Here is an 18,893-nt window from a genome sequence, read left to right as displayed (position 1 = left end):
GTCAGACTCCTGCCTGCTGGCGCTGGCGACGCAGGTGCGGCGGCATTTCCTCGTAAAGCCCCTCGAAGATGTCGCGCACGGAGGGCTTGCCGCCGGAATGCAGCGTGCCGTGCCGCTCGGCCTCCTTCTGCGCGGCGATCACGCCGTCCATCACCTCGGCCTCGGCCTGCTTGTGGCGCTCCTCGCTCCAGATTCCGCGCACGATCAGATGGTTCTTGAGCCGCAGGATCGGGTCGCCCAGCGGCCAGGCGTCCGATTCCGTCTTGGGACGATAGGCAGACGGGTCGTCGGAGGTGGAATGCGCGCCCGCGCGGTAGGTGACATATTCGACCAGCGTCGGCCCGAGATTGCTGCGCGCTCGCTCCGCCGCCCATTTGGCGACCGCATGCACCGCAAGGTAGTCATTGCCATCCACGCGCAGCGAGGCGATGCCGAAACCCAGCCCGCGCGCCGCGAATGTTCCCGCGCCGCCGCGCGCAATGCCCTGGAAGGTCGAGATGGCCCACTGGTTGTTGACGACGTTCAGGATGACGGGCGCCTTGTAGGTCGAGGCAAAGACCAGCGCGGAATGGAAATCGCTTTCCGCGGTCGAGCCATCGCCGATCCACGCCGCCGCGATGCGCGTATCGCCGCTGATCGCCGAAGCCATCGCCCAGCCCACGGCCTGCACGAATTGCGTCGCCAGATTGCCGGAGATCGTGAAGAAGCCGTGCTCGCGCGACGAATACATGACCGGCAATTGCCGTCCCTTGAGTGGGTCATGGTCGTTGGAGAAGATCTGGTTCATCATGTCGACCATCGGATAGGCATCGGCAATCAGGAGCCCCGCCTGCCGGTAGGTCGGAAAGTTCATGTCGCCCTTTTCGAGCGCCTTGCGGAACGCTGTGGAGACCGCTTCCTCGCCCAGATGCTGCATGTAGAAGGACGTCTTGCCCTGCCGCTGCGCCATCTGCATGCGCGCATCGAAGGCGCGTAGCGTCATCATGTGGCGCAGCCCGTCGGTCAGCTCCGCATCCGTCAGCGCACCCGCCCATGGGCCGACCGCTTCGCCCTTGCGGTTGAGCACGCGGATGATTGAAAAGGCGAGCTTGCGGATCGATTCCGGTTCCGCATCGACCGGCGGCCGTTCCACCGATCCAGCTTCCGGAATCACGACTTTTGAGAAATCGGGCGTGTCGCCGGGTCGCACCTCCGGCTCGGGCACATGAAAGCGTAGCGGCGCGCTGTCGGCCATTGTCATCCTCCCGGTCGACTGGACTTGGTGAGGCTTCACCTTGTCAGTCGGCCACGCTTCTGGGTGCTTTTCAAGGTGTTTTCAATCCGTCGCCGACCGGGTCGCGAAAATAGCAAGAGCGGGCCGCAAACCGGCCCGCTTCGCGCAACATTCGTTCCTTGCGCGGGTTCGCCGCGCAACTATGATTTGTGGTGCACTTTCTGCAATCCGTAGACCGGAGTGGCGATACCCTCCATGCGGGCCTTGAGTTGCAGCGCCAGATAGAGCGAATAGTGCCGCGACTGATGCAGATTGCCGCCGTGGAACCACAATCCCTCCTGCTGCGTCGGCTTCCACATGTTGCGCTGCTCGCCCTCCCAGGGGCCGGGGTCCTTGGTGGTGTCGGAGCCGAGGCCCCAGCACTTGCCCACCTTGTCGGCGACCTCCTGCGAGATCAGGTCTGCCGCCCAGCCATTCATGGAGCCGTAGCCGGTGGCGTAGATCACCAGGTCGGCGGGAAGCCGCGTGCCGTCCTTCAGGATCACGGCGTCTTCCGTCAGCTCCTGCACGTCCGAGCCGCTTTTCAGCTTGATCGAACCGTCGATCACGAGATCGCAGGCGCCGACATCGATGTAGTAGCCCGAGCCGCGCCTCAGATACTTCATGAACAGGCCGGAGCCGTCATCGCCCCAGTCCAACATGAAGCCGGCCTTTTCGAGCTTGTCGTAGAAGTCCTTGTCGCGCTCCTTCATCTGCTCGTAGAGCGGTATCTGGAACTCATGCAGGATCCGGTAGGGGATCGAGGCGAAGATCATGTCGGCTTTTTGCGTGGTGACGCCGCTCTGCACTGCCTTTTCCGAATAGAGCGCACCCAGCCCGATATCCATCAGCGTGTCCGACCTGACGATATGCGTCGAGGAGCGCTGCACCATGGTCACGTCCGCGCCTGCTTCCCACAGCGCCGCGCAGATATCATGCGCGGAGTTGTTCGAGCCGATCACGACAACCTTCTTGCCCTTGTATTTGTCGGGGCCGGGATGGGTGGAGGAATGCTGCTGTTCGCCCCTGAAAATGTCCTGTCCCTTGAATTTCGGCCAGTTGGCCTTGCCCGACATGCCGGTGGCGAGCACAAGCTGCTTCGGCTTGAGCGTGATCTCCTTGCCGTCGCGCTCGACGGTCACTGTCCATTCCTTCGTCTTCGGGTCGTAGGTCGCCTTCTTCGCGGTGGTGGACGCCCAGTAGTTGAGTTCCATCACCTTCGCATACATTTCCAGCCAGTCGCCGATCTTGTCCTTGGGCGCGAAGACCGGCCAGTTCTTCGGAAAATCGATGTAGGGCAGGTGATCGTACCAGACCGGATCATGCAGGCAGAGCGACTTGTAGCGCTTGCGCCAGCTATCGCCAGCCCGCTCGTTCTTCTCGATGACGATGGTCGGCACGCCGAGCTGCTTCAGCCGCGCGGCAAGCGCGATGCCGCCCTGTCCGCCTCCGATGATCAGCACATAGGGCTGCTTGCTGTGGCCAAGCTGCGCGATCTCCTCGTCGCGTTCCTCGCGCCATGTCTTGCGACCCTTGCCGTGGCCATGCTTGGCCCCGAGCGGACGGGTGAAGCCGGCCTTTTCCTCATGGCCTTTCAGTTCCGTCAGCGCCGTGAGCAATGTCCAGATGCGGCCGTCCCTCAGGCGCACCAGCCCGTAGCCGCGCCCGACCGCGGTGTCGAACTGGATCCAGCTTTCGGTGATCCCGTTGGCTTCGGTCGCTTCTTCACCTTCCGCGATGCGCCAGTCGCTCGACTTTGCCGAGCCGAGCTGGGCCTTCAGCATGTCGCGGATCTGATCCTGGCCCTCCAGCGTCTTGATGTTCCATGTGAACGCGATCAGGTCGCGCCAGTAGCAATCCGTCTGGAAGCAGCTCACCGCTGCCTCGATGTCATTGTCGGCGAGCGCCTTCCCGAATTTCTCCAGGAACGCCGCCATCTTTGTGCTGGGCGTTTTCTCTAGCATGCCGTCTCCTCCACGACCTCCCGCACGAGGATCGTGGCGCGGGCGCGCGAAGGCGGCAACTGTACTATCCGGCAATGGCGCTTTGCCGCTCCTCACTCAGCGCGGCGAGGTTTACGCTGCCCCTCATCCGCCTGCCGGCACCTTCTCCCCGTGAAAAACGGGGAGAAGGGCGATAGTCGCAAACGTCGATGACAGCCTCCTTCTCCCCGCGAGCGGGGAGAAGGTCGCGGCAGCGGGATGAGGGGCGGTTCAAGCATGGCAGGATCAAGTGCCGCCCCCACTCTGTCGCGCGGCGACCGCCTATTCCTTGTCGGTGCGCTTCAACTCGTCCAGCGTCGGCATGGAGACGATGTGATAGCCGCTGTCGACATTCAGCACTTCGCCGGTCACGCCGCCGCCGAGGTCCGAAAGCATGTAGAGCGCCGATCCGCCGATCTCATCCAGCGTCACAGGGCGGCGCAGGGGCGAGTTGCGCTGCTGGAAGGAGAACATGTAGCGCGCGTCGGCGATGCCTGCTCCCGCCAGCGTCCGGACAGGCCCCGGCGACAGCGCGTTCACACGGATTCCGCGTGGCCCGTAGTCATTGGCGAGGTAGCGCACGCTGGCTTCGAGCGCCGCCTTGGCCACGCCCATGACATTGTAGTTGGGCATGACGCGCACCGAACCCGCATAGGTCAGCGTCAGCAGCGAGCCGCCGTTCGTCATGAGTTCGGCCGCATGGCGCGCCACTTCCGTGAAGGAAAAGCACGAAATCACCATGGTCCGCACGAAATTGTCGCGGCTGGTGTCGGCATACAGCCCCTTGAGTTCGTTCTTGTCCGAAAAGCCGATGGCGTGGACGAGGAAATCCATGCTTCCCCATTCGGCCTTCAGCGCCTCGAATACCGAGGCGACCGAGGCTCCATCCTCTACGTCACAGGGCAGCAGCAGTTTTGTGCCGACCTTCTCGGCGAGCGGTGCGACGCGGCGCCCGAATGCCTCGCCCTGATAGGTGAAGGCCATTTCCGCCCCATGCGCGGCGAGCGTCTGGGCAATGCCCCAGGCGATCGAATGGTCGTTCGCGATCCCCATGACGAGGCCGCGCTTGCCTTTCATCAGACCGTCCATGTGATACCGACCTATGCGTAACGCTGGAGAACGAGCGTGGCGTTGGTGCCGCCGAAGCCGAAGGAATTGGACAGCGCGACATCGATCTTTGCGTTGTCGATGCGCTTGCGCACGATGGGCATGCCCTCGAATTCGGGGTCCAGTTCCTCGATATGCGCGCTTTCGCCGATGAAATTGCCCTGCATCATCAGCAGCGAATAGATGGCTTCCTGCACACCCGCGCCGCCGAGCGAATGGCCGGTCAGCGATTTGGTGGAGCTGATATGCGGCATTTTCTCGCCGAACACTTCGCGGATGGCGGCCATTTCCCGCGAATCGCCGACAGGCGTCGAAGTGCCGTGCGTGTTGATATAGTCGACCGGGTTGGCGACCGTGGAAAGCGCCTGCTTCATGCAGCGCACCGCGCCTTCGCCGGACGGAGCCACCATGTCGTAGCCGTCCGAGGTCGCGCCGTAGCCGACGATTTCCGCCAGTATGTTCGCGCCGCGCGCCTTGGCGACGTCGAGCGCTTCCAGCACCAGCACGCCCGCGCCGCCCGCGATCACGAAGCCGTCGCGGTTCACGTCATAGGCGCGTGAGGCGACGGATGGCCGGTCGTTGAAGTCGGAGGACATCGCGCCCATCGCGTCGAACAGGTCGGACATGGTCCAGTCGAGGTCCTCGTGACCGCCCGCGAAGATGCGGTCCTGCTTGCCCCACTGGATCAGTTCATAGGCATTGCCGACGCAATGCGCCGAGGTGGAGCAGGCCGAGGAGATGGAATAGTTCACGCCATGGATCTTGAACCAGGTCGCGAGCGTCGCCGATGCGGTGGAGGACATCGCCTTCGGCACCGCGAACGGCCCGATGCGCTTGGGGCTGTTGTTTTTCAGCGTGGTTTCGGCTGCTTCCACGATGACACGCGTCGAGGGACCGCCGGAGCCCATGATGATGCCGGTGCGCTCGTTCGAGATTTCGGATTCTTCAAGTCCCGCCTGCGCAATCGCCTGCTGCATGGCGACGTGGTTCCACGCGCCGCCCTTGTGCAGGAAGCGCATGGCGCGGCGATCCACCAGAGGCGTGGGGTCGAGCGTGGGCGCGCCCCAGACCTGGCATTTGAAGCCGTGGTCCGCGAACTCCTGGCTGAAGGAAATGCCCGATCTGGCGTCGCGCAGCGATGCCTGCACTTCGGCGGCGTCGTTGCCGATGGAAGACACGATGCCAAGGCCCGTGACGACGACACGTCTCATGATATGTACTCCGTTCCTGCCCTCAAAAGCCGCTCAGGCGGCGGCTTCCTGCTTGGCGAGCCCGACGCGCAGGTCGGTCGCCGTATAGATGGTGTCTCCATCGGCTTTCAGCCAGCCGTCGGCAATGCCGAGCACCAGCCGTCCGCGCATGACACGCTTGAAATCGACGCCATATTCCACGAGCTTCACCTTGGGCGTCACCATGCCCTTGAACTTCACCTCGCCGGTCGAAAGCGCCATGCCCTTGCCGGGTTCGCCCAGCCAGCCGAGAAAAAAGCCGGTCAACTGCCACAGCGCGTCGAGGCCGAGGCAGCCCGGCATCACCGGATTGTCGATGAAATGGCACGGGAAGAACCAGAGGTCGCGATGGATGGCGAAATCCGCGCGGATGAAGCCCTTGTCGAATGCGCCGCCGGTCTCGCTGATCTCCGTGATCCGGTCGAACATCAGCATCGGCGGATAGGGCAATTGTGCATTGCCCGGGCCGAACAATTCACCCTTGGCGCAAGACAACAGATCCGCGTATTCGTAACTGGACTTCCGGTCCGCCATAGATCATCCCCGTTGGGCCAGCTTCATTATATCAGTCGGTCGTGGTTTATCACTGGCACGACGCACGGTTAAACTGCCGCCAGCCTGCGGTCAATGTGCCGCTATTGATCGGTTTTGGCGCACGGAATATATGTGTGAAGAACAAGGCGGTCCGGGAAGTGCGGTAACCGGTGCGCCTGACATTATGCTGCAAGCGACCATAAGGGCGATATGACGCACGGCCACGATCACAAATCGCATGCAACTGCCGACCGGCGCGTTCGGGCAGCCGGATTGCGCCCGACCCGCCAGCGCATCGCATTGGCGGACCTGCTGTTTGCCAAGGGCGACCGTCACCTGTCGGCGGAAGAGCTGCACGAAGAGGCGGTCGAGGCGGGCGTACCGGTGTCGCTCGCCACGGTGTACAACACGCTGCACCAGTTCACCGAGGCCGGCATGCTGCGCATTCTGTCGGTCGAAGGCTCCCGAACCTATTTCGACACCAACACCTCCGACCATCATCACTTTTTCGTGGAGGGGGAAAACCGGGTGTTCGACATCGAGAACGAAGACGCGCCGATTGCGATTTCCAATATTCCCGCCCCGCCCGAGGGCATGGAAATCGTCAATGTTGACGTGGTCGTGCGCGTCAGGCCGAAGAGCGTCTAGTTCAACGCTCCTTCCCTTGCCAATTCAGCTTCTGCTCACTATGTTACATGTAACATAGGAAGGAAGGCCATGCCGACGCCTGTAAGCGACAGGGTTCAGAAGAGACGGAACGCGCTGCGCGCCTCCGGGCTGCGACCCGTCCAGATCTGGGTCCCGGACACGCGCCGTCCCGGCTTTGCCGAGGAATGCCGGAGGCAGTCGGGCATCGTCGCCGCAGCCGACGCGGCAGATACCGATCTGAATTCCTTCCTGGACGCAGCCCTTTCCGATCTGGATGAGGAATGAGGCGGGGCGACCTCGTTACCATCGCCTTGCCCGGTGACTTCGGAAAGCCGCGCCCGGCTCTCATCATTCAGGCGGATGCATTCGACCAGACGGGCACGGTTACGCTCCTGTTGCTTTCCGGGACGCTGGTGGACGCGCCGCTCCTTCGCCTGACAGTTGAACCCGGTGCCGAAAATGGCCTGCGCAAGCCGTCGCAGGTCATGGTGGACAAGCTGATGTCGGTCAGGAGGGACAAGGTCGGGGAACGCTTCGGGCGGCTCGACGAGGCGACCATGCTTGCCGTCAGCCGCAGCCTGGTCGTTTTTCTCGGAATCGCTTGAGTCTTGCCTACTCGCCGACCTGTTCGTCGGGATAGGCACCCCAGATCAGCGTCTGCCTGACCCAGCCCGAATTGCCGTCGAAGGTCGCCTCGCACCACAGGCCGTTGCAGGTCTTGATCTTACCGACCACGCCCGGCTCAAGAATCGCGACGACGCTGGATTTCTCGTCCGGCTCGCTGAGCAGGTTGACGTTGATCTCCTTGCCCTTCTGCCACGGCGCGACGATTGCCGTGCGCTTGCCAGAAAGCAGCGACTGGTTGACCCAGCCTTCCGCGCCCTCCGAATCGCGGACACGCCGCCAGTTGTCATATTCCTGGAGGATTTCCATGGGCAGCCCGGCCTTCAGGTACAGCCATTCCACCGCATAGTTGAGGCCGGGGCCGGTGCGCACGTTGACGCGGCCCGACTTCAGGCTGACGAAGCGCGGCAGGGGCAGGCCGCTCGGGCCGCGCTGGATGCTGCCCGTGGCTTCAGGGTCCGCGCCGCCTTCCTCGGCCTGCGCGACGGGTGCGGACATTGCCCAGACGAAGGCAGCCGCCAACAGACCTCGCCAGATCGACCCCGTCACCTTCTTCTCTCCTCGGCTGCTTTGCTTCCCGCGCCGGCCTTGCTAGAACGCATCAGGCCAATCCGGTTTTCAGTTTCGCCGGTCTTGGTTAATTAGGTCTCAACGGGGTCCGATTCGAGGGAATAATGGCGGGCAGAAAAAAGCCACTCGTGGTGATCACGCGCAAGCTCCCGGATCCGGTCGAGACGCGCATGCGCGAGCTTTTCGACGCCCGCCTCAATCTCGACGACCACCCGATGGGCACAGACGAGCTGGCAGAGGCGATGCAGACCGCCGAAGTCCTCGTGCCGACCATCACGGACAAAATCGACGCTGCGCTGATCGAGCGTGCGGGTCCGAGCCTCAAGCTGATCGCCAATTACGGCAACGGCGTCGAGCACATCGATGTTGCGGCGGCGGCGAAGAAGGGCATCGCCGTCACCAACACGCCGAATGTGCTGACTGAGGACACGGCGGACATGACCATGGCGCTGATGCTGGCCGTGCCGCGTCGCGTAACCGTTGGCGCACAGATGCTCATCAAGGACGGCAAATGGCCCGGCTGGTCGCCGACATGGATGCTTGGCCGCCGCATCTGGGGCAAGCGCCTCGGCATTGTCGGCATGGGCCGCATCGGCACGGCGGTGGCGCGCCGCGCCAAGGCGTTCGGCCTGTCGATCCACTACCACAACCGGCACCGAGTCGCGCCGCGCATCGAGGACGAGCTGGAGGCGACCTATTGGGAAAGCCTCGACCAGATGCTGGTGCGCATGGACATCATCTCTGTGAACTGCCCGTCCACGCCTGCGACCTTTCATCTTCTGTCGGCGCGCCGCCTGCAACTCATGCAGCCCACGGCCTATATCGTGAACACCGCGCGCGGCGACATCATCGACGAGGATGCGCTTGTGAAGCTGTTGCAGGAGGACAAGCTGGCAGGCGCCGCGCTCGACGTGTTCGAGCATGAGCCCGCCATCAAGCCCGCGCTGCTCGACCTCGCCGCGAAGGGCAAGATCGTGCTCCTGCCGCATATGGGCTCGGCCACCATCGAAGGCCGCGTCGACATGGGCGAAAAGGTCATCATCAACATCCGCGCCTATGCGGACGGCCATCGCCCGCCGGACCGCGTGCTGCCCAACCGGGTCTAACTCGAAATTACGCCATCCGGCGAAAGGTGCACCTCACGCCCTGCAAATATGCCATGCAACTCGCGGTCCAATTGGACCGCAGGCGGCGTGGTCCATTGCATTTCGCGCGCCACGATGAGGCCGAGCAGCAGGATCGCATCCGGCTCGTGCAGCACCATGGCCGCAGGCGCATGGCCGTTGCGGACCAGTTCCATCAACACGGCGGACGCCGATGAGGAGCCGATCGTGCCGGGCAGGAAAAGCACGGTTCCGGCAATCGCCGCGCCGCATTGGGGATGCCGCACATCGGCGACCGTTCCGCTTTTCGGATCGACGCCGCCCCAGAAGCTGATCGGCTGCGTGAACACGAGCGCAGGCCCCAGCGCCCCGCCGCCTTCCACCAGTATGCGCGCCGCCTGCCTCATTTCCGCGCAAAGTCCGGCCGGCCCGTCACCGCGCTTTCCACGCAGTCGGCCAGCGAGCCGTAAAGCACCGCGTAGCCGGTGTTGCCGGGCGCATATTGCGCGAATTTCCCGGAATTGGTCATCAGCACGCCGCCCGGCAGGTCCGCCATGATCGGCGTCACGACCACGCATGTGTCCGCGACGATGGTGATGCCCTGCGCCTCCAGCGCCTTCCTTGTCCCGCTGCTGTCGAGGCCGGCCAGCACATGCCGCCCCGTACATGCGTAGAAAGGAACGGCGACGCTCCGCCCTGCCAGCAGGGTTTCCAGCCTCGAAAACTCCTCCGCCGAAAGATGCGGGCTGCCGATGGCGACGGCATCGATCCGGTCCGGGCGTCCGGCGGTCGAAAGCCGGGTCTGCGCGTCGCGCACCATGTCGGCGGTCACGGCGATGCGCCCGATACGCTGATCGTCGGCCAGCACCGTGGCAAGGTCCGGCGCTTCTGGCGTCACGCCCGCGATATGGAACAGGCCGACCGCGCCCGAGGACGCCGCCGCCGCGCCGAAAGCCTTCAGCGCATCCTCGCCCGGATGGTGGCGGATGCCCGTTACCACGCCGATTTCGCTCCCTGCCAGCCGCCCGTACAGGCTGCCGAGTACAGGCCATGCGATTTCGGAGGCCAGAAAGGCAGGGTTCAGCGCCGACACGTCGAAAACGAACCGCGCCGCCCGGTTTTCCGACCTGTGCAGCCCGCAATCCGGCGCCTTGCCGCTGATTGCGCAGGCAATGTCGAGAAAATCGCCATAGCGGTTCGTGCGCGCTCCGAGCACCGAATTGCAGAACACCACGGCGTTGGATTCGCCCCACGCCACGTCGCTGCCCGCCGCCGGGCGGTGCCCACCCTGATAGGGCGCGCAGGTCCAGCTCGGCTCGCAGCCGAGGTCGAGATAGGCACTCATCATGCGCCGCGCCATCTCGCGTTCGTGGCCCGCCAGCCGCACGCGCGCACAGCCGGTCAGGTCCAGCGAGCCGACATTCAGCGTTGCGCGCACCGCGGCTTTCGCGCCACCCTCCACCAGTCTTTCCGCAAACAATGTCCCGGAATCGCCGTGATAGAGCGCCCCGTCAATATGCGCCGACGCAATCGGAATGAGGCGCGGCGCGCCGAGCAGCCGCGCGGCATCCGCCACGATGCGCATCGCCATGGCCGCGCCATCCCCCTTCGCGCCTGCCGCGACGGCATGCTCTTGCGGCGACAGCGAAAGGCTCATCGGTGGTAACGCACCGTGTCGAAACGCGCCGCCAGCGCGTCGTAGAGCAGCAAACGTCCCACCAGCGGCTCGCCGATGCCGGTCACGAGCTTGATCACTTCCATGGCCTGCAACGTGCCCATCACGCCGGTCAGCGCGCCAACCACTCCGGCCTCGGCGCATGAGGGCACAAGGCCCGGCGGCGGCGCTTCGGGAAAAAGATCGCGATACCTTGGATTGAGCGCGCCGTCATCGCCTGTTTCATACGGCATCAGCACGGTGATCGATCCATCGAACCGTCCCACCGCGGCATGCACCAGCGGCTTTTTCTCTGCCTCGCAGGCATCGGCAAGGGCATAGCGCGTCTCGAAATTGTCCGAGCCGTCCACCACCAAATCATACAAGGATACCAGGCCCCGCGCATTCCCGGTGGAAAGCCGCATATTATGTAATTCAACGCTTACGTCCGGATTGATCCGCATGATCGCGGACTTTGCACTTTCGCCCTTGTCCAGCCCGACAGCGGCGGTGTCGTGGATCACCTGCCTCTGCAAGTTCGAAAGCGAGACCGTGTCGTCCTCGACGATTCCAAGCGTGCCGACGCCTGCCGCGGCCAGATATTGCAGCACCGGCGCACCGAGGCCGCCTGCACCCACCACCAGCACACGCGCGCGCTTCAACTGCTGTTGGCCCGCGCCGCCGATCTCGGCCAGCACGATATGGCGCGCATAACGCTCAAGTTCGCTGTCGGAAAGTGGAGCGGATCCTGTCATGGCCGGACCATAGCCGCCATTTCTGTCATTGTCAGTCGGGATGCAAAGGGCGTTGTCCGCTCCACTCCGGCATCAATCCGCTGTGGGCGCGACGTTCCCGTGTTCGACGCTGAGAAACCGGGCGCGGCCTTTCAGGCTTGAAAACAACGCGGCCTCGGTCCCGGTCATGAAGCATTGACAGCCGAGATCGTCTAGAATGGCAAACAGCGCGGCGCGCCGACCGGCATCGAGATGCGCGGCGATTTCGTCCAAGAGCAGGATCGGCGTCAGCCCCGACATTTCGCCGCAAAGCCTTGCATGCGACAGCACGATGCCGACGAGCAGCGCCTTCTGCTCACCGGTAGAGCAAAGTTCCGCCGGCATATCCTTCGGGCGGTGACGAACGCGCAAATCCGTGCGGTGCGGGCCTTCGATGGCGCGCCCGGCGGCGCGGTCGCGCTCGCGCCCCTCGGCCAGCATGGCGCGAAACCGCTCCTCGGCCTCCACAGCGGGCATCTCCGGGACGAGGCCCTCCACCGAGCCTTCCAGCACAAGGTCAGCCTGCGGAAAAGGCCCGCTGTCGGGAAGGCGCGCGACCATGCCGACGATCAGTCGAAGCAATTCCACCCTTGCGGCGGCGACCGCCACACCCGCTTCCGCCATCTGGGCCTCGACGGCCTCGAACCAGCCGACATCGCGCACGTTGTCCGTAAGCATGCGATTACGGTCACGCATCGCCTTTTCATAGGCGGAGGTCATCTGGCCGTGTGTCGTGTTCACCGTCAGCACGAGGCGGTCGAGAAACCTGCGGCGCTCCGCCGCCGGGCCGGTGAACAGGCCGTCCATTCCGGGCGTCAGCCACATGACCCGCAGCCATTCCAGAAGCGCGTCCGCGCTGCGGGCATTCGCCCCGTTGATGCGGACCTTCCGCGTCGCTTCTCCGGTCAAAATGTCCTGCGCCGCCGTCCCCGTACCGATCTCGGCGGCCCCATCGGGCCCGTCCAGCAGGGCATGGATGGCGAACGCGCCGCTGCCGCCTTCCCGCGCGACCTCGGCAAGCGTGGCGCGGCGAAAGCCGCGTCCCGGCGCAAGGAAGGAGATCGCTTCGAGCAGATTTGTCTTTCCGGCGCCATTTTCGCCGGTCAGCACCACAGCGCCCGGCGCAAGGCCGAGGCTCAAATGGCCATAATTGCGATAATCAGTAAGCGTTAGCTTACTTATAAAAGGCATCCGGCATCAGACCCGCATCGGCATCAGCACATAGAGCGTATGCTCGTCGGCGGCATCCTGTATCAGCGTCGGCGAACCCGCGTCGGCCAGCATGAAGCGCGCTTCGCTGCCGGTAAGCTGCGCGGCCACATCGAGCAGATATTTGGCGTTGAAGCCGATCTCGATGGGGTCCGATCCATAATCGGCGGCAACTTCTTCCGTCGCGCTTCCCGAATCGGGGTTGTTGACGGCAAGCGTCACCTGCCCGTCACCGATGGACAGCTTCACGGCGCGTCCGCGTTCGGAGGAAATCGTCGACACACGGTCCACCGCCGCCGCGAAGGCCTGCCGGTCGAGCACAAGCTTTTTGTCATTGTTCGCCGGAATAACGCGCTGGTAGTCCGGGAAGGTTCCGTCGATGAGCTTGGAGGTCAGGATGACCGGGCCGATGGTGAACCTGATCTTGCTCTCGGAAACCTCGGTCGTCACCGCGATGTCGGGATTGTCGAGCAGCTTCTGCAATTCGCTGACCGTCTTTCGCGGAATGATGATGCCGGGCATGCCTTCCGAACCTGCCGGAGCATCCATCTCGGCGCGCGCAAGGCGGTGCCCGTCTGTGGCGACGGCGCGCAGCGTCAGCTTGCCGTTGCTTTCATGCGTGTGGAAATAAATGCCGTTGAGATAGTAGCGCGTTTCCTCGGTCGAGATCGCGAATTGCGTCTTGTCGATCAATCCCTTCAGCGCGGTCGATTCCAGCCTGAAGATATGGGGGTAGGAGCCGCTGGAAAGGGCGGGGAAATCCGACGCGGGCAGGCATTGCAGGCGGAACGAGGTCCGGCCCGAAATGACGGCCATGGAACTGCCGCCCTCATCGACCTTGAGCATCACCTCCGCACCGTCCGGTAGCTTGCGAACGATATCGTAGAGCAGATGGGCGGGAACGGTGGTCGAGCCGGCTTGCTCGACACGCGCGGGCGTCGCCTCGTTCATTTCAAGGTCGAGGTCGGTCGCCTTCATTTCGAGGCTCGCGCCTTCCGCCGTCAAAAGCGCGTTCGAGAGTATCGGAATTGTATTGCGCCGCTCCACCACGCGATGAACATGGTTGAGGGATTTCAAAAGGTTGGACCGTTCGATGATGACACGCATTGCAGCTCACTTGGCGGACAGCAGCGGAAGGGAATTTGGCCCCGATTCCGCAGGGAAACTGGCCCAAATGACAGGAAAAGCACCTGAAAGGCAAGTGTAAGGCGGGGTTCCGGCGCGTCCACGCAGGGGATAGGGCGCTTCCTGTTGAAAACTCGCGCCTCACTATACCTTCGCCCAATCGTCCCCGGATGCGTGCCATGCTATGGGCGGGGTCTGTCGGCATGCTGGGAGGGAGGCCTGTGCACGCTTCGTTCCCACAATGCTGATCGGCATATTCTCCGACATTCATGCCAATCGCGAGGCGTTCGACGCGACTTTCGCCGCCGCCGAACGGGCAGGGGTGGAGCGTGTCGTGCTGCTCGGCGACCTTGTCGGCTACGGTCCCGATCCGGCATATATCGTTGATCGCGCAAGGGAACTCGTCGCCGCAGGGGCGCTCTGCGTCAAGGGCAACCACGACGAGGCGGCGGTGACCGGCAATTTCTCCGGCATGAGTGAGAACGCGCGCGACGCGCTTCGCTGGACGGTGGGCCGCCTTTCCGCCGCGCAGCGCGCCTTTCTGGATGAAATGCCGATGGTGCAGCGGCAGGACGACATTCTCTATACTCATGCCGGGGCATGGCGACCCGAAAGCTGGTCCTATGTGAAGGACATCGCGGATGCGCGACGGAGCTTCGAGGCTGTCGATGCGCGGATCGCCGTTTGCGGCCATACGCATGTGCCCGTCGTCTTTTACCGCCTGCCAAATGGCGCGATCACCAGTTTCGTGCCCGTCGCCAACAAGCCGGCACCGCTTTTTCCGTCCCGCCGCAGCGTCATCGTCTGCGGCGCGGTGGGCCAGCCACGAGACGGCAACCCGGCCGCATGCCTGGGCTTGCTGGACACCGGCGCGGCAACTGTCACAATGCTGCGCGTGCCGTATGATTGGGACGAAACGGCACGCAAGATCAGCGATGCCGGCCTGCCGGGCTGGCTCGGCATGCGCTTGAAGATAGGGCGATAGAAGTGAGCCGCAATTTTGAACCCGGAATGGCGATCGATGGCTTCGAGCTTGTGGAGCGCCTGCCCTCCGGGGGCATGGCGTCGGTCTGGAAGGCGCGCAAACCCGGCATCGATGGAATGGTGGTCCTGAAAATCCCCTTCCTCGATCCGGGTCAGGATGCGTCGATCATCGTCGGCTACGAGGTCGAGGACATGATCGCGCGCCGCCTGTCGGGCAAGCATGTGCCGCGCTTCCACGGTTTCGGCGACCTGCGCGACGTGCCCTATGTCGCGATGGAGTTCGTCGAGGGGGAAAGCGTCGCATCGCTCATCGGTAAGGCGCCGCTTCCCTTCGAGGAGGTCAGGCGCATCGGCATCGAGACCGGCGTGGCGCTCGCCGCCCTGCACGAGCAGAAGGTCGCCCATCTCGATCTCAAACCGGAAAACATCATCCTTGCGAAACGTGGCGCGGTGCTGCTCGATTTCGGACTGGCCGCGCATGCCGAGCTACCCGACCTTCTGGGCGCGGAAAGCGACGTGCCGATGGGGACCGCCGCCTATATCTCGCCGGAACAGGTGCTGGGCGTCCGCAACGATCCGGCAAGCGACATATTTGCGCTGGGTTGCATTCTCTACCAGCTCGCCAGCGGGCAGGAGCCGTTCGGCTGGCCGCAGACGACGGCGGGCATGCGCCGCCGCCTGTTCCAGCGGCCCACGGAACTGCGGACGCTCAACCCCGCCATCCCGCGCTGGCTGGAGCAGATCATCGAGAAATGCATGGAGGTGGACCGCGCGCGGCGCTACACGGACGCCGCGCAGCTCGTGCACGATTTGCGCAATCCCGACCAGGTGCGGGTGGTCGAGCGCAAGCAGCAGGCCACTGGAATCAAAGGGTTTTTCGCCGGTCTGTTCGGGGGCGGCGAAAAGCAGGCGGAAATCAGGGTCAAGCGTTCGGCGGACACGGGAGCAGGGCCGCCGGTGGTGCTGGCTGCCGTCGACCTTTCCGAGGGCGTCGATGCGCTGGCCGAGCAGATCCGCGCCGAGACCGGCATTGTGCTTGCCGCGCGTCGCGATTCACGGCTGACCTGTGTCACCGTGCTGAAAACGGAGATCATCGGCGACCAATCCGAAGTCGATGCAGAGGGCCGCTCGCGCTATGTCAACCTGCTCGTCGCGCTCAAGGACTGGGCGCATCCGCTGCATCTGGCGGACGGGCGCGCGAGCTTCCACGTTCTGGAAGCCGTCAGTCCCGCCGATGCCATCCTCGACTTTGCCGAGCGCAACCAGGCCGGCCACATCGTGATGGGGGCGCGGGCGTCATCGGCCATGCGCCGCCATCTCGGCTCCGTTTCGACCAAGGTGGTCGCGGAAGCAAAATGCTCCGTGTCGGTCATCCGGGTCAAAGCCATCGAGACAGCGGCCCGCGCCGAGGAGGAGCAGGAAGCGTAAGCCGTACCTGACCTAGGCTTGATCGACGATCAGCCGGCGCAGCAATTCAAGTTCCTGCGCGAGCGTCTGGTCGCTTGCGGACAAATCCTCGATCTTGCGCACGGCGTGCAGCACGGTCGTATGATCGCGCCCGCCAAAGCGCCTGCCGATTTCCGGCAGGGAGCGCGGCGTCATGGATTTCGATAGGAACATCGCGACCTGGCGCGGCTTGACGATGGTGCGCGTGCGTCGGTTCGACAGGAGTTCCGTCTTGGAAACGTTGTAATGCCGCGCGACGATGCGCTGGATGTCCTCGATGCGCACGCGCTTCGGCTCGCCAGACCGGTAGATGCGGCCAAGAATATCGTCGATGCGGTCGACGGTGATCTGCGGTTCCAGCGTGTGGCGCAGCAGAAGCTGGTTGAACGCGCCTTCGAGGTCGCGGCCGCTGCCGGTGATGGTGCGTGCGACATGCTCCAGCACTTCCGCGGAGATTTCGACGGAGGCGTCTTCCGCCTGCACGCCGTCCAGCCTCTGCTTCAGCATGTCGAGGCGCATCGAATAGTCCGGCGCGGAAATCTCCAGCGCAACCCCGCCGACGAGGCGCGAGCGTACGCGCGGCTCCAGCGATTCCAGGTCCGACGGCGGGCGGTCGGCCGCAACCACGACCTGCTTGGCGCTGTCGAGCAGCATGTTCAAGAGATGGCAGAATTCGTGCTGGATCGACTTACCCTGCAGGAACTGCATGTCGTCGATGATGAGCAGGTCGATGTCGCGGAACTGTTCCTTGAGAACCAGCGCATAATTGTCGCGGATCGCGGTTGCGAAGCGCCACATGAAATATTCGGCGGTCAGGTAGACGACGCGCGCCTTCGGATTCTGCTTCACGGATTCCGCCGCGATTGCCTGCAGAAGATGCGTCTTGCCGAGCCCCACCGAGGCGTGGAGAAAAAGCGGATTGAAGCGCACGGCGCTGGCGTGGGATTCGGCCACGGCGCGCGCCGCCGCAAAGGCGACGCGGTTCGACGGGCCTTCGATGAAGGAGCCGAACGTATAGCGGCTGTCGAGCGGGGAACCCAGCACCGCCGACCGGCCGGGATCGGCGGAAGCGGGCGCGGACGCAGGTTTCTGCGCATAGCTGCGTTCGCTGCGCGTCGATGTCGTGGCCGGCGTGTGCGTGGTAGCGGAGGCGGTCGAAGCGCGCGCGGGCTGCGCCGTGGCGGCTGCTGCGCCTGCGGGCACATGCGATGCGCGGGCTGCCGACCGCACGACGATTTCGAGTTTCAGAAGGTCCGGCTCCTCCTCGCGCCACAACTCGACGATGAGGTCGAGATAGTGACTGTTGATCCAGGAGCGGAGAAACGCCGTCGGAACAGAGATGCGCACGAGGCTCTTCGACGCCTCGGCCAACTTCATGCGCTGGAACCAGCTCGAATAGACCTCGGTCCCGAGCCGGGCCTTCAGTTGCGCCCTCACCCGGTCGAAGGTTTGCGCCGCTGCATCGGCTTTGGCTGCGCCTCCTTCATGATCCGTATCCTGCGCCCCCGTATCCTGCGCCCAATGAGATGGCACCGCGCCCACTCCAATTGACATCCGCCCTTCCTTCTTCCTTCCTGGCAACACAAATCCAGCCGCCGCGCGGAGCGCAGCGGGAAAATGTGCATTCGGTTTGAAAGTGCTTCCGCGAAGAATACCCCTCCGGCTCAAGAAATGGAGCCAGCGCGAAAGACACACAGAACTATACTACGAACCTCGTTCCCCGCCGCGCTAAGACAAACCACACCCGTTCCCGGAATCGCTTCCTGGCCGGATATCGCCGCCGCTTTGGCTAGGTTTGTCGGGCGTGGCCCGTTGTTTGATGAACGAACATTACAGAAATCGCAGAGCGAAGGGCAAGGGCGTAACTAACGATTTTTTAACCCGGAGCGGCCCCAAACGCCTTCCATCGCGGCTTTGCGAGCGACAAGGTATTGTGATTCAATCCTTTTCAGCAGGTGCCGAAACACCGGGCGAAATCTACTTTTTTTTCGCTTGACACGAACCTAGCCGGCTTGGGCCGGCCCACGGTCGCGCGGCTTCTCGATTATGTGCCGTAAGTGACTGGGATATATGGATAAAAGCCGTCAAGGCGCGAACTCAACTCTGGGTGGATTCTGCTTAAAACCGTTTAGCCAATTGATCTTTCGCAATAAATTCCGCGCCGTTCCCGCACAGCGTGCACGAACATGAGCAGGTGCAATATGAGGGGGGTCTGATGCAATAGGAAACTATGCCCGCCCGATCCTCAAGATCATTTGCCGGCAAATAAAAAAAGCGCCCATAAGGCGCTTTTCCAAAAGCTTAATTTTTCAAAGGGTCAGGCTTCGACGGCACGCACGCGCTTTGCGAGGCGGGAAACCTTGCGGGATGCCGTGTTCTTGTGCATCACGCCCCTGGTCGCGGCGCGCATCAATTCGGGCTGTGCGGCGAGGAACGCGGCTTCCGCGCCCGACTTGTCGCCGGCGGCAAGCGCCTCTTCCACCTTGCGCACGAAGGTACGTACGCGCGAACGGCGGTTCTTGTTTATTTCGGTCCGGCGAGCAATCTTGCGCGTCGCCTTCTTGGCCGAAGAGGTATTGGCCATGATGCCTCTCTAGACGTTTTTCGGTGGCTGGCTACCGGAATTCTGTCCGGGCCAAAAACAAAGGGGCAG

19 protein-coding genes are annotated in these 18,893 nt (G+C 63.5%); 6 read left to right on the top strand and 13 right to left on the bottom strand.

Going from position 1 to position 18,893, the window contains the following annotated elements; genetic code table 11:
- Nucleotide 1: 1 nt before the first annotated feature.
- The 5 genes from M9924_04765 to fabA form a co-directional block, all read right to left on the bottom strand.
- Nucleotides 2-1,234, bottom strand: coding sequence for a 3-methyl-2-oxobutanoate dehydrogenase (2-methylpropanoyl-transferring) subunit alpha (locus M9924_04765; protein ID MCO5063710.1), 1,233 nt, complete (start codon nt 1,232-1,234; stop codon nt 2-4).
- Nucleotides 1,235-1,413: 179 nt separating this feature from the next.
- Nucleotides 1,414-3,216, bottom strand: coding sequence for an NAD(P)/FAD-dependent oxidoreductase (locus tag M9924_04760; protein MCO5063709.1), 1,803 nt, complete (start codon nt 3,214-3,216; stop codon nt 1,414-1,416).
- 300 nt (nt 3,217-3,516) lie between these two features.
- Nucleotides 3,517-4,323: an enoyl-ACP reductase FabI gene (gene fabI / locus M9924_04755; protein ID MCO5063708.1), complete on the bottom strand. Its 807-nt coding sequence runs from the start codon at nt 4,321-4,323 to the stop codon at nt 3,517-3,519.
- Between the two features lie 11 nt (nt 4,324-4,334).
- Nucleotides 4,335-5,552 carry a beta-ketoacyl-ACP synthase I gene (gene fabB, locus M9924_04750; protein MCO5063707.1) on the bottom strand — a complete coding sequence of 406 codons (1,218 nt, stop codon included), beginning with the start codon at nt 5,550-5,552 and terminating at the stop codon, nt 4,335-4,337.
- Nucleotides 5,553-5,585: 33 nt separating this feature from the next.
- Nucleotides 5,586-6,104, bottom strand: coding sequence for a 3-hydroxyacyl-[acyl-carrier-protein] dehydratase FabA (gene fabA, locus M9924_04745; protein ID MCO5063706.1), 519 nt, complete (start codon nt 6,102-6,104; stop codon nt 5,586-5,588).
- Between the two features lie 210 nt (nt 6,105-6,314).
- Between fabA and M9924_04740 the strand changes: the two genes are divergently transcribed.
- From M9924_04740 to M9924_04730, 3 genes are all read left to right on the top strand, one after another.
- Entirely contained in the window at nt 6,315-6,752 is a 438-nt protein-coding gene (locus tag M9924_04740) for a transcriptional repressor (protein ID MCO5063705.1), read from the top strand.
- A gap of 69 nt (nt 6,753-6,821) precedes the next feature.
- Nucleotides 6,822-7,037 (top strand): antitoxin MazE family protein, encoded by a 216-nt coding sequence (locus M9924_04735; GenBank protein ID MCO5063704.1) that lies wholly within the window; start codon nt 6,822-6,824, stop codon nt 7,035-7,037.
- Nucleotides 7,034-7,357, top strand: coding sequence for a type II toxin-antitoxin system PemK/MazF family toxin (locus tag M9924_04730; protein MCO5063703.1), 324 nt, complete (start codon nt 7,034-7,036; stop codon nt 7,355-7,357). The genes M9924_04735 and M9924_04730 overlap by 4 nt, the downstream gene beginning before the upstream one ends.
- Nucleotides 7,358-7,364: 7 nt before the next feature.
- On the opposite strand, the gene M9924_04725 is transcribed toward M9924_04730, so the two are convergent.
- Entirely contained in the window at nt 7,365-7,925 is a 561-nt protein-coding gene (locus tag M9924_04725; GenBank protein MCO5063702.1) for an SH3 domain-containing protein, read from the bottom strand.
- A gap of 125 nt (nt 7,926-8,050) precedes the next feature.
- Here M9924_04725 and M9924_04720 point away from each other — a divergent pair, with 125 nt between their 5' ends.
- Nucleotides 8,051-9,052 carry a D-glycerate dehydrogenase gene (locus tag M9924_04720; protein ID MCO5063701.1) on the top strand — a complete coding sequence of 334 codons (1,002 nt, stop codon included), beginning with the start codon at nt 8,051-8,053 and terminating at the stop codon, nt 9,050-9,052.
- Here the strand turns inward: M9924_04720 and M9924_04715 are convergent.
- From M9924_04715 to dnaN, 5 genes are all read right to left on the bottom strand, one after another.
- On the bottom strand, nt 9,049-9,456 hold the full coding sequence (locus M9924_04715; protein ID MCO5063700.1) for a DUF126 domain-containing protein: 408 nt from the start codon (nt 9,454-9,456) through the stop codon (nt 9,049-9,051). The genes M9924_04720 and M9924_04715 overlap by 4 nt on opposite strands.
- Complete coding sequence (locus M9924_04710) at nt 9,453-10,706, bottom strand: aconitase X catalytic domain-containing protein (protein MCO5063699.1); 1,254 nt, start codon at nt 10,704-10,706, stop codon at nt 9,453-9,455. The genes M9924_04715 and M9924_04710 overlap by 4 nt, the downstream gene beginning before the upstream one ends.
- Nucleotides 10,703-11,458: a molybdopterin-synthase adenylyltransferase MoeB gene (locus M9924_04705; protein MCO5063698.1), complete on the bottom strand. Its 756-nt coding sequence runs from the start codon at nt 11,456-11,458 to the stop codon at nt 10,703-10,705. Before M9924_04705 ends, M9924_04710 begins: the two co-directional genes overlap by 4 nt.
- A 72-nt stretch (nt 11,459-11,530) precedes the next feature.
- The gene (recF, locus tag M9924_04700; GenBank protein MCO5063697.1) at nt 11,531-12,667 is read right to left on the bottom strand and encodes a DNA replication/repair protein RecF; all 1,137 of its coding nucleotides are present in this window, start codon (nt 12,665-12,667) and stop codon (nt 11,531-11,533) included.
- 6 nt (nt 12,668-12,673) lie between these two features.
- A complete protein-coding gene (gene dnaN, locus M9924_04695) occupies nt 12,674-13,792 on the bottom strand; it encodes a DNA polymerase III subunit beta (GenBank protein ID MCO5063696.1) in 1,119 nt (372 codons plus the stop codon).
- 259 nt (nt 13,793-14,051) lie between these two features.
- Here dnaN and M9924_04690 point away from each other — a divergent pair, with 259 nt between their 5' ends.
- Nucleotides 14,052-14,795 (top strand): metallophosphoesterase family protein, encoded by a 744-nt coding sequence (locus tag M9924_04690; protein ID MCO5063695.1) that lies wholly within the window; start codon nt 14,052-14,054, stop codon nt 14,793-14,795.
- 2 nt (nt 14,796-14,797) lie between these two features.
- Nucleotides 14,798-16,222 (top strand): bifunctional serine/threonine-protein kinase/universal stress protein, encoded by a 1,425-nt coding sequence (locus M9924_04685; GenBank protein MCO5063694.1) that lies wholly within the window; start codon nt 14,798-14,800, stop codon nt 16,220-16,222.
- Nucleotides 16,223-16,234: 12 nt separating this feature from the next.
- Here M9924_04685 and dnaA read toward each other — a convergent pair whose 3' ends face one another.
- Nucleotides 16,235-17,794: a chromosomal replication initiator protein DnaA gene (gene dnaA, locus M9924_04680; GenBank protein ID MCO5063693.1), complete on the bottom strand. Its 1,560-nt coding sequence runs from the start codon at nt 17,792-17,794 to the stop codon at nt 16,235-16,237.
- A 763-nt stretch (nt 17,795-18,557) separates the two neighbouring features.
- Nucleotides 18,558-18,824, bottom strand: coding sequence for a 30S ribosomal protein S20 (gene rpsT / locus M9924_04675; GenBank protein ID MCO5063692.1), 267 nt, complete (start codon nt 18,822-18,824; stop codon nt 18,558-18,560).
- Nucleotides 18,825-18,893 lie beyond the last annotated feature (69 nt).

This window comes from Rhizobiaceae bacterium, assembly GCA_023953835.1.
Lineage (GTDB): Bacteria > Pseudomonadota > Alphaproteobacteria > Rhizobiales > Rhizobiaceae > Mesorhizobium_G.
Note: the sequence above shows the minus strand (reverse complement) of the source record. Positions and strands in the feature narration are given on the sequence as shown.

Bases quoted from the DNA above. Each gene is read 5' to 3' on its own strand.
- M9924_04765 (MCO5063710.1), bottom strand. From the start codon at position 1,234: ATGGCCGACAGCGCGCCGCTACGCTTTCATGTGCCCGAGCCGGAGGTG.
- M9924_04760 (MCO5063709.1), bottom strand. From the start codon at position 3,216: ATGCTAGAGAAAACGCCCAGCACAAAGATGGCGGCGTTCCTGGAGAAA.
- fabI (MCO5063708.1), bottom strand. From the start codon at position 4,323: ATGGACGGTCTGATGAAAGGCAAGCGCGGCCTCGTCATGGGGATCGCG.
- fabB (MCO5063707.1), bottom strand. From the start codon at position 5,552: ATGAGACGTGTCGTCGTCACGGGCCTTGGCATCGTGTCTTCCATCGGC.
- fabA (MCO5063706.1), bottom strand. From the start codon at position 6,104: ATGGCGGACCGGAAGTCCAGTTACGAATACGCGGATCTGTTGTCTTGC.
- M9924_04740 (MCO5063705.1), top strand. From the start codon at position 6,315: ATGACGCACGGCCACGATCACAAATCGCATGCAACTGCCGACCGGCGC.
- M9924_04735 (MCO5063704.1), top strand. From the start codon at position 6,822: ATGCCGACGCCTGTAAGCGACAGGGTTCAGAAGAGACGGAACGCGCTG.
- M9924_04730 (MCO5063703.1), top strand. From the start codon at position 7,034: ATGAGGCGGGGCGACCTCGTTACCATCGCCTTGCCCGGTGACTTCGGA.
- M9924_04720 (MCO5063701.1), top strand. From the start codon at position 8,051: ATGGCGGGCAGAAAAAAGCCACTCGTGGTGATCACGCGCAAGCTCCCG.
- M9924_04715 (MCO5063700.1), bottom strand. From the start codon at position 9,456: ATGAGGCAGGCGGCGCGCATACTGGTGGAAGGCGGCGGGGCGCTGGGG.
- M9924_04710 (MCO5063699.1), bottom strand. From the start codon at position 10,706: ATGAGCCTTTCGCTGTCGCCGCAAGAGCATGCCGTCGCGGCAGGCGCG.
- M9924_04705 (MCO5063698.1), bottom strand. From the start codon at position 11,458: ATGACAGGATCCGCTCCACTTTCCGACAGCGAACTTGAGCGTTATGCG.
- recF (MCO5063697.1), bottom strand. From the start codon at position 12,667: ATGCCTTTTATAAGTAAGCTAACGCTTACTGATTATCGCAATTATGGC.
- dnaN (MCO5063696.1), bottom strand. From the start codon at position 13,792: ATGCGTGTCATCATCGAACGGTCCAACCTTTTGAAATCCCTCAACCAT.
- M9924_04690 (MCO5063695.1), top strand. From the start codon at position 14,052: ATGCTGATCGGCATATTCTCCGACATTCATGCCAATCGCGAGGCGTTC.
- dnaA (MCO5063693.1), bottom strand. From the start codon at position 17,794: ATGTCAATTGGAGTGGGCGCGGTGCCATCTCATTGGGCGCAGGATACG.
- rpsT (MCO5063692.1), bottom strand. From the start codon at position 18,824: ATGGCCAATACCTCTTCGGCCAAGAAGGCGACGCGCAAGATTGCTCGC.